10 protein-coding genes are annotated in these 15,364 nt (G+C 65.6%); 5 read left to right on the top strand and 5 right to left on the bottom strand.

What is annotated here, in order from left to right; genetic code table 11:
• The first annotated feature begins 11 nt into the window (after window positions 1–11).
• Window positions 12–1,577, top strand: coding sequence for an acyl-CoA carboxylase subunit beta (locus F6B93_RS21950; protein ID WP_211699666.1), 1,566 nt, complete (start codon window positions 12–14; stop codon window positions 1,575–1,577).
• A 92-nt stretch (window positions 1,578–1,669) separates the two neighbouring features.
• Window positions 1,670–2,584, top strand: coding sequence for an MBL fold metallo-hydrolase (locus tag F6B93_RS21945; protein WP_211696958.1), 915 nt, complete (start codon window positions 1,670–1,672; stop codon window positions 2,582–2,584).
• Between the two features lie 47 nt (window positions 2,585–2,631).
• On the opposite strand, the gene F6B93_RS21940 is transcribed toward F6B93_RS21945, so the two are convergent.
• On the bottom strand, window positions 2,632–4,428 hold the full coding sequence (locus F6B93_RS21940; RefSeq protein WP_211696957.1) for an acyl-CoA dehydrogenase family protein: 1,797 nt from the start codon (window positions 4,426–4,428) through the stop codon (window positions 2,632–2,634).
• A 70-nt stretch (window positions 4,429–4,498) separates the two neighbouring features.
• Window positions 4,499–4,963: a hypothetical protein gene (locus F6B93_RS21935; RefSeq protein ID WP_211696956.1), complete on the bottom strand. Its 465-nt coding sequence runs from the start codon at window positions 4,961–4,963 to the stop codon at window positions 4,499–4,501.
• Window positions 4,964–5,149: 186 nt separating this feature from the next.
• On the opposite strand from F6B93_RS21935, the gene F6B93_RS21930 reads away from it, so the two are divergent.
• Window positions 5,150–5,419 (top strand): DUF1918 domain-containing protein, encoded by a 270-nt coding sequence (locus F6B93_RS21930; protein WP_211696955.1) that lies wholly within the window; start codon window positions 5,150–5,152, stop codon window positions 5,417–5,419.
• A gap of 29 nt (window positions 5,420–5,448) precedes the next feature.
• Here the strand turns inward: F6B93_RS21930 and embB are convergent, their stop codons facing one another.
• The 3 genes from embB to F6B93_RS21915 all read right to left on the bottom strand — a co-directional run bounded on the left by embB (window position 5,449) and on the right by F6B93_RS21915 (window position 12,606).
• Window positions 5,449–8,688, bottom strand: coding sequence for an arabinosyltransferase EmbB (gene embB, locus F6B93_RS21925; protein WP_211696954.1), 3,240 nt, complete (start codon window positions 8,686–8,688; stop codon window positions 5,449–5,451).
• Entirely contained in the window at window positions 8,685–12,020 is a 3,336-nt protein-coding gene (locus F6B93_RS21920) for an arabinosyltransferase domain-containing protein (protein ID WP_211696953.1), read from the bottom strand. Before F6B93_RS21920 ends, embB begins: the two co-directional genes overlap by 4 nt.
• 97 nt (window positions 12,021–12,117) lie before the next feature.
• Window positions 12,118–12,606 carry a hypothetical protein gene (locus F6B93_RS21915; protein ID WP_211696952.1) on the bottom strand — a complete coding sequence of 163 codons (489 nt, stop codon included), beginning with the start codon at window positions 12,604–12,606 and terminating at the stop codon, window positions 12,118–12,120.
• 310 nt (window positions 12,607–12,916) lie between these two features.
• On the opposite strand from F6B93_RS21915, the gene F6B93_RS21910 reads away from it, so the two are divergent.
• Entirely contained in the window at window positions 12,917–14,542 is a 1,626-nt protein-coding gene (locus F6B93_RS21910; protein WP_246540912.1) for a multicopper oxidase family protein, read from the top strand.
• A complete protein-coding gene (locus tag F6B93_RS21905; protein ID WP_211696951.1) occupies window positions 14,539–15,264 on the top strand; it encodes a hypothetical protein in 726 nt (241 codons plus the stop codon). Before F6B93_RS21910 ends, F6B93_RS21905 begins: the two co-directional genes overlap by 4 nt.
• The last annotated feature ends 100 nt before the right edge of the window (window positions 15,265–15,364 follow it).

Genomic DNA, 15,364 nt, shown 5'->3' with positions numbered 1-15,364 from the left:
TAGTGACGGAGATGGCGCCAGCTCCCATCCAGCACACCACCGCGGAAAAACTAGCTGAGCTGCTCGCTCGTCAGGAGTTGGCCAAAGAGCCTGGCGGTGAGAAGGCCGCCGCCAAACGCGATAAGAAGGGCATCCCGAGTGCCCGCGCGCGCATCTACGAACTGGTGGACCCGGGCAGCTTCATGGAGACTGGGGCGCTGTGTCGCACCCCGGGCGACCCCAACGCGCTCTACGGCGATGGTGTGGTCACCGGGCACGGGATGATCAACGGCCGGCCGGTGGGAGTTTTCTCCCATGACCAGACGGTGTTTGGTGGGACGGTCGGTGAGATGTTCGGCCGCAAGGTGGCACGGCTGATGGAGTGGTGTGCGATGGTCGGCTGCCCGATCATCGGCATCAACGACTCCGGAGGTGCCCGCATCCAGGACGCGGTCACCTCCCTGGCGTGGTACGCCGAGCTGGGTCGCCGCCACGAGCTACTTTCCGGGTTGGTGCCGCAGATCTCGATCATCCTCGGTAAGTGCGCTGGCGGAGCGGTGTATTCGCCGATCCAGACGGATCTCGTGGTGGCGGTGCGCGACCAGGGCTACATGTTCGTCACGGGGCCGGATGTGATCAAGGACGTCACCGGCGAGGACGTCTCCCTCGATGAACTGGGCGGCGCCGACTACCAGGCCAGTTACGGAAACATCCACCAGGTGGTGGAGTCCGAGACCGCGGCGTACCAGTACGTGCGCGATTTCCTGTCGTTTCTGCCGTCCAACTGCTTCGACACCGCGCCGATCGTGAACCCCGGCCTGGAGCCCGAGGTCACCGCCCACGACCTGGAGCTCGATTCCATCGTGCCGGACTCGGACAACATGGCCTATGACATGCACGAGATCCTGCTGCGGATCTTTGACGACGGCGACTTCCTCGATGTCGCGGCCCAAGCCGGACAGGCGATTATCACCGGCTACGCGCGGATCGACGGCCGCCCGGTGGGTGTGGTGGCCAACCAGCCCATGCACATGTCGGGGTCGATCGACAACGAAGCCTCCGACAAGGCCGCACGCTTCATCCGGTTCTGCGACGCGTTCAGCACGCCGCTGGTCTTCGTGGTGGATACGCCCGGATTCATGCCCGGGGTCGAGCAGGAGAAGAACGGGATCATCAAGCGCGGCGGCCGGTTCCTCTACGCGGTGGTGGAAGCTGACGTGCCGAAGGTGACGATCACGATCCGCAAGTCCTATGGCGGCGCGTACGCGGTCATGGGATCCAAGCAGCTGACCGCGGACCTGAACTTCGCGTGGCCGACCGCGCGGATCGCGGTGATTGGTGCCGATGGTGCCGCGCAGCTGCTGATGAAGCGCTTCCCCGATCCGAACGCGCCGGAGGCCCAAGCGATCAAGAAGACCTTCGTGGAGAACTACAACCTCAATATGGCGATTCCCTGGATTGCCGCCGAGCGCGGGTTCATCGACGCGGTCATCAATCCGCACGAAACCCGGCTGTTGCTGCGCAAGTCAATGCACTTGTTACGGGACAAGCAACTGTGGTGGCGGGTCGGGCGCAAGCACGGCCTGATCCCCGTCTAGACCTGGCCACCGACGCCTGCGAGACCTTTGCCCTCGTGTCGCCAAACGATCAGTAGGGTGGGCGCGGGGGGTGAGGAGACTGGCCGCGCGGCATGAAGATTCAGATCGGCTCGACGACAGTTACCTCGGTCTATGAGCAGGACGTCATCGGGTTGTCGAACACCATCCCGAGCGCAGCGCCCGACGCCCTTGCCGAACTAGCGTGGCTGGACGATCGTTTCGTCGATGCAACCGGTGAACTGCTTGGGGTCGTGCAGGCATTCGTTGTTGAGCACGGCGGCAAGCTTGTCGTGGTCGACACCTGTGTCGGCGATAACAAGGAAAACGTGGTGGTTCCCGAATGGGCGCACCGGCGGACCGGGTTCCTCGAACGCTTCCTGAAAGCTGGCTTCAACCCTGCCGATGTCGACGCCGTGGTGTGCACCCATCTGCACATGGATCACGTCGGCTGGAACACCTTCCTCGACGGCGACCGCTGGAAGCCGACGTTTCCCAACTCGCGATATCTCTTCGCTCGCCGGGAGCATGACCATTGGAGGGCGCAAAGTCAGTCGTCGCCCACTGATCCGAGCGATGTCGGCGGCGACCTGGAGCCGTGGGCGCAGCGAGTGAGTAAGACCCAGGTTGCTGTCTACCAGGAATCGGTGCAGCCCATTGTCGATGCCGGTCTTGCGCTGCTCGTCGACATGGACCACGTATTGGTACCAGGATTGCGGCTTGTCCCCACACCCGGGCACACGCCGGGCCATGTGGCAGTCGAAATCACCTCCGGCGGCGAGAAAGCGTTCCTCTCCGGTGACAGCTTCCACCACCCATGTCAGATCGCTCATCCCGAATGGGCCAACGCGGCCGATGAGAACCCCGCGGCCAGCACCGGCACGAGGCGCATGGTTCTTCACGAACTCGCCGATTCCGAGACGCTCTTCATTGGCAGCCACTTCCCGGAACCCGTCGCTGGCACCATCGCCCGCGACGCTGACTCCTACCGGTTCGACACCAGAGCCTGAACCGAGCACGCCGCTTAGCCGTCGGGTCCGAAACAGATCTCCTGAAGCTACGGATGGTCCGTGAAAGCACCGTCTGCGAGTTCGTCGAATCGATCCAGGGCCTCGTCCGTGTCAGCGTCGATGCCGCGCAGCGGCCCACGGTCGGCTAGATACCGGCCCGCGTACAGCCGGGCGACGAGCGCTTTTCGGTCGGTGCCGCGGGCTTCTCGTTCCCACGCGGTCTGCTCGGTGAGCAACGCAGCCGCGTAGACGTCGCCCATGAATTGGGCTAGCGGGAACAGCCGTGCCTCGGCCACCTGCCTGTCGAGTTTGGCCCATGCGGTGATTGTCGCATCGAGATCCTCGATGCGGCCGGTGACCAGGCGCGTCGTCTCGTCGTCGTTGGACACCGACACCGCATCACGCAGCCGCGCCAACAGGGTCTCGTGGGCCTGGTTCTGCTCGATACCCCGACGCACATCGAGACACAGGATGTTGTCGGGGCCCTCCCAGATGGTGTTGACCTGTGCGTCGCGCAGCAACCGCGCCACCGGCCAGCTTTCGATATACCCGTTGCCGCCGTGGATCTCGATCGCGTCTGATGCCGCGGTGATGCCCAGGCGGCAGACCTTCAGCTTGGTGACCGGCACGGCGATACGTTGTCGCATCCTCCGGGGCTGGCGGTGGTTGGTGGCGCCAGTGCCGTCGAACACCAGGGCTTGGGCGGCTTCAACGTCGACGATCAGCTCGGCCAGCTTGCGGCGCATCAGCGGTTTGTCGATCAGCGCCCCGCCGAACGCCTGGCGCTGCCGTGCGTAGCACAGCGACTCCACCAAGGCGCGGCGTGCGTTGCCGAGCGCGAAGAGCGCGATGCCTAGCCGCGCGGCGTTGGTCAACTCCATCATGCGGCCAAGGCCCTTGCCGTCGGACGGGCCGGCTGCGGCCTCTGGGCCGGTGGGCTCGCCGGACAGCAAGAACGCTTCGGCGTCGACGAATTCGACCTCACCGGACGCGACCGATCGGGTGCCGAGCTTGTCTTTGAGGCGACGGACCCGTATCCCGTTACGGGAGCCGTCGCGGCGGGTCCGCAACACCAGGAAATTGGCGACGCCACGGGTCGAATCCGGGGCGCCTTCGGGTTTGGCGAGGACGACGAATGCCTCGCCGGCGCAGTTCGATGCAAACCACTTGAAGCCGTTGAGCAGCCAGGCGCCGTCCCCGGCGCCGGTCCGTCGAGCCGTCGTCTCGAGAGCTCCCAGGTCGGAGCCCCCGGTTCGTTCGGTCAGCAGCTGCGCTGTTTCACCGGCCCATTCACCGGAATCGAACTTGGCCAGCACGTGCTCCCGCACGTCGGCCGGCGCGTACGCAGCTACCAGCGACTGCACCATGCCACCGCCGGTGCCGAGCGCGCAGCCCATTCCAATGTCTGCCTGGTTGAGCAGGTAGTTGGAGGCAAACATCGCCAACGACGAACTCAGCGAGGCCCGGCGGGCTTCGGTCCGCAGCGCGCTCTGGGCATCCAGCACCGCGCGTTTGGACTCGATGAATGAGGCGGGCATCACGACCTGGCTGATGTCGTGTCCCCAGCGGTCGTAGCGCTCCAGCCGGGGCGGATTGCGGTCGGTCTCGTCAGCCCACCGTGCGACCGGCCCGCCCATTAACTGACCGATGCGCGTCAAGTGCGGTTCCACCACCGTCAGCTCGTTGGGCTGCAGGTAGTACGCCATCGTGGCTTGCAGAGTGGGATCGGTGTGGTACCAATTGAGTCCTGCGGCACCGCGATAGCGGTCGGTTTGGTACCGCCGTGACTTCTCCGGCGTCGAGTAGGGCAACCGGTCGACGGGCTCTGGGTCGTACTCGCTCATGTCGCGAGTATTGCCGATTCAGCGCGCAATGAGGCAGACCTACAAGTTCTCGTGCGTCCTGAACGCAACCTCAGGCGGCGCGCGGAAGATCCTTGGCGGACCTTTCCGTTTGTGGCGCCGGTTGGTCGGGCGCCGACATCCAGCCGACGTAGGTCAGATATAGCCCCACCACGGCGAAGGCGATGCAGAGCGCGACCCACAGCCCTTGCGCGTCCATCATGGCGTTGGCCAGGGAAACGAACGCCTTGGGAAACGCCAGCAGCATGAGCCCGCGCAGCGTGATAAGCCAGCCGAAAAGCGACACAATGATCGCCGCGGCGCCCCGCCAGTACTGATGCGCGGCGACCATAATCAGGCCGAACACCAGAACGAAGGCGCCGGCCACCCAGGTCCACAGCGAATTCGCCTCAAATTGCGAGAGCAGCGCCGACATGTCCGAGGCGCGCGCCACGGCGGTGATGCAGACAATGACAGTAAAAGGACCGAGGACCCGAGCCAACATCTGCGTCCTTGGTTGTAACTGAGAAGTGCTCATGACCGTACCTCCATCTGACGAGCCATCCCAGACAACTTCTATCGGACCATGTGATTCAGCGTGAGTGATAGAGGCGGAAGTCCTCTATTGCGACATCGATCACCTATGGCCCTGGTCGGGCGTACCGGTACTGCCGCACACTCGTTTCGGCAGTTGAGGATTGCGGCAGCCGACAGGGGGTCGACAGTGAAGGCCGACGTGGGCGACTGGCTCGTGATCAAGGGCACGATCACGGATCAAGCGGATCAGCGCGGCCTGATCACCGAGGTCCGCGGCACCGACGGCGCGCCGCCGTATGTGGTGCGCTGGCTTGGCGACGGCCATGTGGCAACGGTGTTTCCCGGCCCAGATGCCCTCGTCGTCACGGCGGCACAACAGCAACACGCGGACGCCCGCGCCCGGCAGCGAGTCGCCTCGATGCAGGCCGAACTTGGTCACCATCCTCGTAGCGGCTAGCTCGAGGGAGAATCGCGCACGCCGCACGGTTACGGGGCGATGCGGATCTTCCCAGGTGACCACAGGCCGCTGCGGGTGGCGGTGCCCAGGTCGAGCCGCGCCGGCGGGGCATCCACGAGGGTGTCGAACTTGCGCAGCGACCCCCAGTCGCGCGCCCAGTCGCGGGACAGGTACGTGGCCATGACATGGGCGCGCAACAGCAGGTCGGTGATACCGAGCAGGCCGCCGTTGACGCCGTCTTCCCAGGTGTCGGTGTCCAGCTTCTTGGCCAGATAGTCGGGCGTGATCCGGAACTTCGGGATCTCGGTGACGCCGTTGACGTGCAACATCGGTTGCTGACACGGAAATGCCAGTCCGACAGCCCAATCCAGCAGAACTGGCTGCGTCGAGCCGACGTATTCCTGCAGCGAGCGCAGCTCCGGCACTCGCGGCGGGGTCACCGCGATCCAGTCCTCCGGCGTCAACGACAGGTCCTCGGCCACTACCCGGACCGCGACGGCGTCGGCGGGCATCTTGTCGCGGGCAAAGCGCAGATTACGCCAGGCCTTGGGTTGCTCTCCGAACAGATCGTCGGGGACCAGCCGCCCGGCGGGCACCAGCGGACCCCGACCGGGTCTGGCGTACTCCAGGACCACCGTCTGCCCGGGCGTGTACCCGTGCAAGACGCTGTTTCCGGCGATCTTGCCGGCGGCGGTGACCACGACCAGTGGGTGCCCGTCGTCTGGTTTCGGCAGCGGGTACCAGGCCGATGCGAGCTTGCTCTGTTGCTGCGGTCCGGTGGTGTACGTGCCGGCCAGCGGAACCCGTCCGGGATCGAGTTGGTAGGGCAGCGGCACCGTCGACCCATTGATACCTGGTGTCTTCAATGTGGTCGGAGCGTCCCAATCGTAGTCCGTGCCGGGCTGGTTCGGCTTCATCACGATCGCCTCGGCCACAGTGTGTTTCGGTACTCCGTTGGGCGAGAATCCCACCGGGTCGGTGCCGCCCAGTGGACCCAACGGACCCCAAGAACCCGAATGGTCGGGCAACGCCTGCATGTAGCCGGCGTTTGCGTCCGGTTCGACGAGCACGTCGTCGGCCAGGCCGCAGCCGCCCACAAAGGCCCGCAGGTTGGACCAACCATTGGAGTAGGTGGGGTACTGGCGCACGATCCCGGCCACCATCGATGCAACAAAGACCAGCGCCATGAACCCAGCGGCGATGGGCACCGGGGCTGAGGTCAATGCGCGGGCCAACCGGCCCTCGCCACTGCCGCGGGGAGCAAAATGCAGCCATGCCGCATACAGCACGGCGATTGCGAAGAGCGCGAAAAATATTGTGCTGACTGTAATTCCGGCGATCTTCGGCATCGTGCTGTTGAACGGCACGCCATAGCTGGAGACATACCACCAGCCGTTGGTGGTGGCGAAACACAACGCCAGCAGGAACAACAACGCCGCCAGGAATGCCATCCGGTTGCGTGACCATCGCAGCACCGATGGAGATACCAATACGGTCGCGAGCGCCGCCATCGCCGCACCCACCGCGGCGAAAAGGCCGAAGTGGTGCACCCACTTGGTAGGGGTGAACATCAGGAAGAACATGGTGCCGAAGATGACGCCCATCAGCCGCCACGCCGGCCCCCGCGCCACACCGGGAATCCGCTTGCGCCGCAACATGATGAACACGGCCGTGAAGAGGCACAGCGCGGTGATGAGGAAGCCGAATCGGCGCGACAGCGAGCCGTCGACGGTGGGCAGGATCAAATAGTAGTAGCGCAGGTTCTCGGTGTACCAGGCCTGGCTAGGTCCGATCTGGGTGCGAATCCTGGTGGCTTCCAACACCGTTGACAGGGACTGGTCGGCAAACACCACGGTGAGGATGATGGTGCCGGCGGCCAGCATCGGCGCCACCAACGGTAGCGTGCCGACCAGGCGATGGCGGCGCACCAAGATCCGCAGGATCGGCCGGCCGCCGGCTACCAAGGCGGCCACCGCAATCAGACCGGTGGGTTGCACACCCAGCGTGAACGCCGCGGTGACGATTGCCAGGGCCGCCGGGGTCAGGCGGCTATACCGCATGGACCGCTCGATCAGCACGTAGGTGACCAGCGAGCCGAGCGCGATGATCGGTTCCGGGCGAAGACCGTTGTTGAACGGCATCCACGCCGTCAGCAACACCATGCCGGCTGCCCAGGCGGCAGGCCTGCTGGCCGCGACCGCCGGCCCCAACCGGGGCAGCACCTCACGCGACAGCAGCAGCCAGCACACCAGACCGGCGAACAGGTCCGGTAGCCGCATCCACAGGCTGGCGTCGCTGACGTGGGTCATCAACGCCAGCAGGTTGTAGTACCAGCCGAACGGGTCCTCGGGGCTGCCGAACCAGCGGAAGTAATTGGACATGTAGCCGGCGCGTTCGGCGACCCGCGCCATGCCCAGGATGTAACCGTCGTCGGACGAGTTGGCCCCAATGAAGTGCCAGAGGAGGAACCCGAAGATCACCGTCGCGTCGGCCATGGTGAAGTTGCGCCAGCTCGCCGGGATCAGCCGGCGCATCCGGCGGCCGTCCAGCTGGTCGAGGCGCCACAACGCGACGAGCGCGACGACGGTGGCCACAATTGCACCGATGATGGCCAGTAGCTTCAGGTTCGTCGGTGCGGTGGAGAACCGGGTGTCGATCGTCGCCGAAAGCTGCAGACCCGGCGGAGCGGGACCGGCCAAGTCGGTGAATACTCCGACGATCTGCGGTCGCAGGTTCGGATCGGGGTAACCGCTGCGCAACGGCTGACCCGCTGGATCCTTGAGCCCGACAAAGGTGGCGAAAGTACCGGCGCGTGTGGAGGTGATCTCGATGCGCTCGCATTGTTGCGACACCACCCGGTCGCGCGGCACGGAAAGGATCACCACATTGCGGTCGGTGACGTCCACGCGGTCGCGGCTCACCACGAGGAATAGCGCCTGAAGGTTGGCGTCCTTGCCTTGCTTCGGCGCGGTGCCCAGCACCACTCCGCCCTTGGCCGGCATGTCTCGCACCACACTGCACGGCACGCTGGCCTTCAGGTCGACCGGCGTGAGTGAGATCAACGGCGCCGTCACGCTGTCGAGTTGCCCGTTTTGCGGCCAGTTGAGCATCGCGGTGGTCTGAACGACGGGCAGCAGCGGCGTGGCGACCGACAGCGCGAAGCCGATCAAGCCAGCGACCGTCGCCACCCAGCGCAGCAGTCGCACATTGCTCCGGGCGTGTTCGGGAGCCGCGGCGTTGGCCTGCTGGTGGTCGTTCGTGACACTCATGGGAGGGCCCTAATCGGTCCTTGCCGGCTCCAGCCGGGTACGGTGATCGCGCCTACATCGACGGCGGCTTCCGGTGCTTTCTCGGCCGGCACCAGGCGGTAGTACTGCTCCACCGATCCCCAGTCCCGATACCAGTCGCCTTGCAGATAGGTGGCAATCGTCGATGTTCGCAGCAGCGCCTGGGTGAACAGGAACGGACCGCCGGTCTCGCCGGACTGCCACAGATTCGACGACGCCGCCGTTTGCTTGTGGTCGGGCAGGATGCGGTACTGCGGGAGTTCGGCGATCCCCAGATGCTCGGAGAACGGCCGCTGGCAAGGAAAATTGGCCGCGGTGGCGATGTCCATCAGCACCGGAGTCCGCGACCCGATCAACTGTTGCAGCGTTTCAAGGACGGGCACTCGGGGCGGCGTAAACGCGAACCACTGTTCGGGGCTCAGGTTGGGGTCGTTGGCGACGATGCGCGCCGCGTTGGCCTCCGGCGGGGCCGACGCGAGCGGGAAGCGCAGGTTGCGCCATGCGGGGGGTGGCCCGATGTCGATCGGGAATTCCAGACCGAGGGGGGCGGTGGTGCCGTCGGGGCCGGTGACGCCCCACTGGATTCTTAACGACTGCCCGTAGATGAAGTCGCCGTCTTCTTTGTATGACCAGATTTCGCCGGCCGCGGTGACTACCACAAGTGGCCGGTCCGGAGCGCGCGGCGGCAACTGATACCACGCCGAGGTGGCCGTGGCGGCCAGGTCGTCGGCGCCGTAGCTGCCCATGACCGGGGTACGCGCCGGATCCAGCCCGAACGGCAGCGCCGCGTGCGACCCATTGATCCCGACCGGTCCCTTTCCGCCGGCGGTGCCGGCTGAGTCACTGATGGCGGCGTTGGGCTTGTTGGGTGACGCGTCGGAGTTGACCAGCCCCGGTTTGGTCACCACCGGGTCGGACTTGAGGTCCTCGCCCACGCCTTTGGGTGTGAAGCCGACGGGATTGCTGCCACCGAGCGGGCCGTCCGGACCGAAGGTCTGACCCGGAACGGGTGGCAGCAAGGAGGTATTGGGGTCGGGTTCGGCCAACACGGCGTCGGCCATCGCGCAACTTTGCGACGAGGAGGAGGTCGCCGACAGCGTCGCGGCCAGGTTGGCCTTGGCGGTGGTGTAGAGCGGGTAGCGGAACACCGCGGCCTTGGCCATCGAGCCGACTTCGCCCAGGACCATGATCACCGCGACCACCAGCAGCGGCGTGGACGCCAGAATGCGGTTGCGGCGGTTGTCTTTGACTTCGGTGTGCCCGGCGTAGTCCATCCGGAAGTGCTGCCAGGCGCCCACGAGGCCGGTGAGGATCGACAACACCAAGAGCATCGTTGTCACGGGGCGACCGGCGATGACTGGCTGGATGTCGTACCACGGCACCCCGTAGTTGCCGACATAGAACCACCCGTTGATGCCCGAGGTGGCCCACGCCGACAGGAACAGCAACGCGGTGACATACAGCGTCAGATTGCGGCGGCTATGCAGGCCGATACGGGCGAACGTGAACGCGGTGACGGCCCCGAGGGCGCCGGCCAGCCCGGCGAACGCGCCGAACTGTACGGCCCACTTGGTGGGCGTGAACGTCAGCAGCAGCAGACCCACGGCGGTGGTGCCGATCAACCGCCAGGCCGGGCCCGTGGCCAAACCGGGCACCCGGCCGCGGCGCAGCAGCACCACCAGCGCACCGAACAGGCACAGCAGCATGACCAGGACCGCGAATCGCCGCGACATCGATCCCTCGATGTTGGTCTCGACGGTGAGGAAGTAGTACCGCAGCAGGTCTTGGTACCAAGCGATCGTCGGCCCGACCTTGTACTTGATGCGCGCGGACTCGGCCACCGTGGCCAGCGTCTGGTTGCGGAACACCACCACAGTGATCAGCGACAGTGATGCCGCAAGCACCGCCAGGGGCGCCAACAGCCCATCGGAGGCCCGGCGCCGCCGGATCGGCTGGGCGACCGCGCGCGCACCGGTCAGCAGCGCGGCCACCGCGACCAGTCCTTGCGGCGCCAGCATCGCGGTGAGCATGGCCACGATGACGGCGACCGCGGCCGGAGCGAGTCGCTGCAGCCCGATCGCGCGTTCGACCAGCATCCAGGTCACGAGCGTTCCCAGCGCGATCAACGGCTCGGGCCGCAGTCCATTGTTGAACGGCAGCCAGGCGGCCAAGAACACCGCGCCAGCGGTGAAGACCGCCACCGGATTGGCTGCCAGCCCGCCGGTTCCCGGTCCCAGCCGCCGAAGAACGAAGCGGCTGATGATCAGCCAGCAGGCGATACCGGCCAGCGTGGCCGGCAGGCGCATCCACACGCTGGCCGTGCTCACCGAGGCCATGTCGGACAGCACACCGAGATACCAGTCGAAGGGTGCCTCGGTTGTCCCGAAGTATCGGTAGTAGTTGGCCACATAGCCGGCCGCCGGTGCGACGCGGGCGATGGTCAGGTTGTAGCCGTCATCGGATGAGATCGCGCCGATGAGGTGCCAGAGCAGCAGGGTGGCGATCACGCCGGCATCGGTGAGCCACGTCGCCACGCCGACGCGCCAGCAGGAGGGTCGGCGCACCCGCGGCCGATGTCGCGACAGCCAGGAGATCGGCGAGCGCCAGTTGCGCAGAGTGTCGCCGCCTCGGCTGAGCCGATCCAGGGCGGCCATGGCAAGGATGGCGCCGAGGACTGCCAGCGAACCCAGGACCATCACGATCGTCTTGAGGGCCGTCGGTCTCGTGATGAAGCGGGTGTCGATGTCCACGCGCGCCGACAAGCCGGGCTGGGCGGCGACTTTCATGTCGGTGAAGATCCCGCCCACCTGGGGTTTCTTTTCGGCGGGCAGTGTGCCGGCCGCGCCCGGGATGCCGACGAAGTCTGCGCCGGCTTGGCCAATGTCGGCCCAGATGTGCAGCACGCTGCAGCGGCCCGCCGCGATCTCCGAGCGGGGCGCCACCGCGGCCACCGAGTCGCGGAATGCGACGACGACGGTGTTCTTGTTGGCGCGCACGAAGAGCCCGCTCTTGCCGGTATCGACACCGTCGGCCGGGAGCGTCGACAACACCAGACCGCCCTTGGCGGGCAGGGTAGCCATCGCCGAGCAGGGGATGGAGATGTCCAGCGCTCGCGGCGCGCCGGACACCAAGGGGGCGGTGACTTGGGTGATGTTGCCGTTCGCGGTCGCGCCCTGGGGCCACAGGATCGTCGCCGTGGTCTGGGTGACCGGAAGCAGCGGAACGACGGCGCATGCCAGCAGCCCCACGATTCCGGAGACGACGGCTAGGAGGCGGGCGATCCGCGGAGACCGCTCATTTCCGTCGTGGGGCACGAGGCTCGATCGTAGGCGACGCGGCTACCTCCGGTGACGATGCGGGGCCGCGAAGGCGCACCGCAGACCCGAGGGCCAGGGACAGCTAGGGACAGCGCTATCCGCTCTCCCTTGGCGGACAAGAGAGATCGCAACACCACCACCACGCGCAGATCTTCGCGTAGTACTCAGGTTGCGGCAATGGCGAGGCGCCGCAAGACAGAATGCCGTTCATCGGGTCGGGACTGTATGGCACCGCGGTAACGAATTGATCGACCAACTCGGCGACCTGGCCGTCTACGCTGATCTCACAGTGCAGGTTCGCCGAATAAGGCGGCGGGATCCGCACTTGCAGACCCGCTTTGCTGGCATCGGCCAGCATGGTCGTGGTCATGAATTCGCGGCCGGTGGCGCTCAACGGCGCGGCGCTGGTGTATTTCTCGTTGACCATGAAGGTCGCTCGCCCGGGCACGCCGATCCCGTTGATCTTCGCGATGTAGGTGACGTTGTGGGGTTCTGCCAGTGCCGTCGCCGGAGCCAACAGCACGCCGATCGCGGCACACGTCAGGGCAGCGATTGCCGTCCATCTGCGCCTGGCCGAACTCATCACGACAAACACTACGCACTACCACCTGGGACGACCAGCACTTTTTCGCGGGGGCATCGCGTCATCGGGAGCGCCTCGGCAAGCCAAACAACGGATTTCAGCCATTGCTCACTCCCGGCCAATGCGGCAGGATCAACCGTGTCGTACCCCCTGTTCCTGCTAACTGGGTTGGGCTCTCGTTGGGTTCGAAGCACCGCAAAGCACGTTGGGCTTTCGATTGGGCTTTCAGTCGAGCGCGCATGGGGTCTGTCAGGCCGCCGACGAGCGCCCTCATGGTGAGCCGGGCCGGCGCCGCTGGCGGGAACACCTCGTGAACCGCAGGACATTCCTGGCCATGATGGGGGCCACGACTGCCGCAGGCATGGCCGGGACCGCGTCGGCTCCAGCGAAGTCCAGCGGTGAAGAGCTGCGCGACCTGCCCGAGGTGTCCAGCGTGAACGGTGTCTTGGACACGCAGCTGGACATGGTCACCGTGCCGATTCCGCTGGGGGGTCGAACGTTGACCCTGGAGACCTACAACGGCCAGCTGCCCGGACCTGCCCTGCGGGTGCGGCCGGGGGACAACCTGCGAATCCTCCTCAAGAACCTCATGGTTCCGGTGGGGATCCCCGAGAACAACGTGTTTCTCCTGCCGTACTGCGCCTCCAAGTCCGACGACACGCGCTATGACACCCGGCGCGCATGCCTGCACGATCTATGGAACAAATGGGAGCGAGGCCAAACTCTGCTGCAGGAGTTCGTGGACACGAACCTGCACACCCACGGGTTGGCGGTGTCCCCGAAGGACCCGGGTGACAACGTCTTCCTTCGGTTGGGTCCGCTATCGGAGCACCAGTACTCCTACAACATCCCCACCGACCAGCCGGCCGGGCTGTATTGGTATCACCCGCATTTCCACACCTCAACCGCGCATCAGGCGTGGAACGGGCTCTCTGGCCCGATCATCGTCGAGGGCGACATCGACGCCGTGCCCGAGCTTGCCGAAATGCGCGAGCGAACCATCGTGATCAACGAACTCTGGATCGCCGATGACAGCGGGGAGGTGCCGTTCACTTCGGTGATCCCTACGGTCGGCCCGGTGCCGTTCACGTCCATGCCGGCAGTGCCGGGGAGCATGTATTTTCCGGTCAACGGCCAGTTGATCCCGAACATCACCATGCAGCCAGGCGAGGCGCAGCGCTGGCGGGTGCTCAACGCCTGTCCACATCGGTCGATCTGGCTGCACATCGAGGGCCACACCATGGCGCAGATCGGCACGGACGGAGTTCCCTACTACGAGCCGAGAACCCGACCGCACATCCTGTTGGCCTCGGCCAACCGGGCCGAATTCATCATCAAAGCCAAGGAACCCGGCCGGTACCGGATCTACGCCGAAGCCTACGACCAGGGCCACCCCGGCGGCCCGCGCCCTTACCTGCCGTTGGCCACGTTGGTGGTTCGCGGCGACCGCGTTAACACCCCGATGCCAACGACGCTGGTGGAACCGCTGCGGATGCCCGACCTTCCGGTGGCGCGGCGGCGCACCCTGGTGTTCTCCGGCGACGTCACCGGGCGGACCGGCCTCGGGGTGCAATTCTTGATCGACGGCCAGGAGTACAACCACGAGCGCATCGATCAGGAGGTCGAGGCCGGCACGGTCGAGGAGTGGACGATCGTCAACGACGACATCTTCCAGCACCCCGTCCACATCCACGTCAACCCGTTCCAAATCGTGGACATCCACGGCATCCCGCCGGGCGACACGAGTTGGGTAGCGGCACGGGAGTCGGACATCTGGTGGGACACCTTCCGCATACCCCCGTTTGGCCGGTACACGTTACGCACCTATTTCCGCCCGGATGTGACCGGCAAGACCGTCTACCACTGCCATATCCTGCCGCATGAAGACCGGGGGATGATGGGCAACCTTCTCATCTCGCCGAAGCCAGAGCCATGACGCAGCGTCGTGCACTGCTGATCGCGCTGGTGGCGGTTGTCCTGTTGGCCACGGGGCCGGCCACTGCAGATCCCGCCCAGCTGCCGCTGCACAACCAGGGCTTCTACGTTTTCAACCAACAGCACCGGGACAATCTCAGTTGGTGGAACAGGACCTGGCTTCCCCAGCTCGTGCCCAAAGGAGCCCTGATCCAAGTGCAGCTCCCCGGCGATCCGATTCGCTGGATACCTTATAGCGAGCCGGACTGCCTACCCAGCCCAGGATGGTATTGGGCGCATATCAGCGACCCCAACAGGCACCATCATGTGCCGGCGGAACTGCTTCTCCAGTACGACGTCGAAAACGAGGAGCGCTACCGGGAATCGGCTAATCCCAACGAATTCCCCGGGGTTATCGTCCCCTTCGAAGACCGGGTGTTGGGCAGTTCGACCGTCACGGTCTTCGACTATCGACTCGATACCGAAGACCCCGACGACTATTGGGCGGGACGGGGGCTGGCGACGATCTGCCTACGTCCTGACCCAATCCCGGAAGACGTGAAAGTGCTGGGTTTTCCGCCCGAAACTCCGCCGACATTCGTACTCACGCTGGTCGTGGGCGTGCGCCAATGGTCACTGGGCAGTCCACTGCAGCCGACCCCGCTCCCACAGCCACCGGAAGTGCGCCCGGACCCGGGCGGGCCGCTGGGACCGAACGACGTTCCCGCGGACGAACCCGGCTAGCCGCGCGCCGCCAATTCGCTGATGCCCAAGAGGTTTTCGGCGGTCGCCGAAGCGATCAAAGCAAGCACACCCCGATCGGTCAGTGGTCCACGTCGCGTTT

This window comes from Mycobacterium spongiae (assembly GCF_018278905.1).
GTDB lineage: Bacteria > Actinomycetota > Actinomycetes > Mycobacteriales > Mycobacteriaceae > Mycobacterium > Mycobacterium spongiae.
The sequence above is the reverse complement of the archived record's forward strand: the minus strand, read 5'-3'. Positions and strand labels throughout refer to the sequence as shown.

Excerpts from the sequence above, each read along its gene's own strand:
- F6B93_RS21950 (WP_211699666.1), top strand. The coding sequence starts at position 12 with ATGGCGCCAGCTCCCATCCAGCACACCACCGCGGAAAAACTAGCTGAG.
- F6B93_RS21905 (WP_211696951.1), top strand. The coding sequence starts at position 14,539 with ATGACGCAGCGTCGTGCACTGCTGATCGCGCTGGTGGCGGTTGTCCTG.
- embB (WP_211696954.1), bottom strand. The coding sequence starts at position 8,688 with ATGAGTGTCACGAACGACCACCAGCAGGCCAACGCCGCGGCTCCCGAA.
- F6B93_RS21915 (WP_211696952.1), bottom strand. The coding sequence starts at position 12,606 with ATGAGTTCGGCCAGGCGCAGATGGACGGCAATCGCTGCCCTGACGTGT.
- F6B93_RS21945 (WP_211696958.1), top strand. The coding sequence starts at position 1,670 with ATGAAGATTCAGATCGGCTCGACGACAGTTACCTCGGTCTATGAGCAG.
- F6B93_RS21935 (WP_211696956.1), bottom strand. The coding sequence starts at position 4,963 with ATGAGCACTTCTCAGTTACAACCAAGGACGCAGATGTTGGCTCGGGTC.
- F6B93_RS21940 (WP_211696957.1), bottom strand. The coding sequence starts at position 4,428 with ATGAGCGAGTACGACCCAGAGCCCGTCGACCGGTTGCCCTACTCGACG.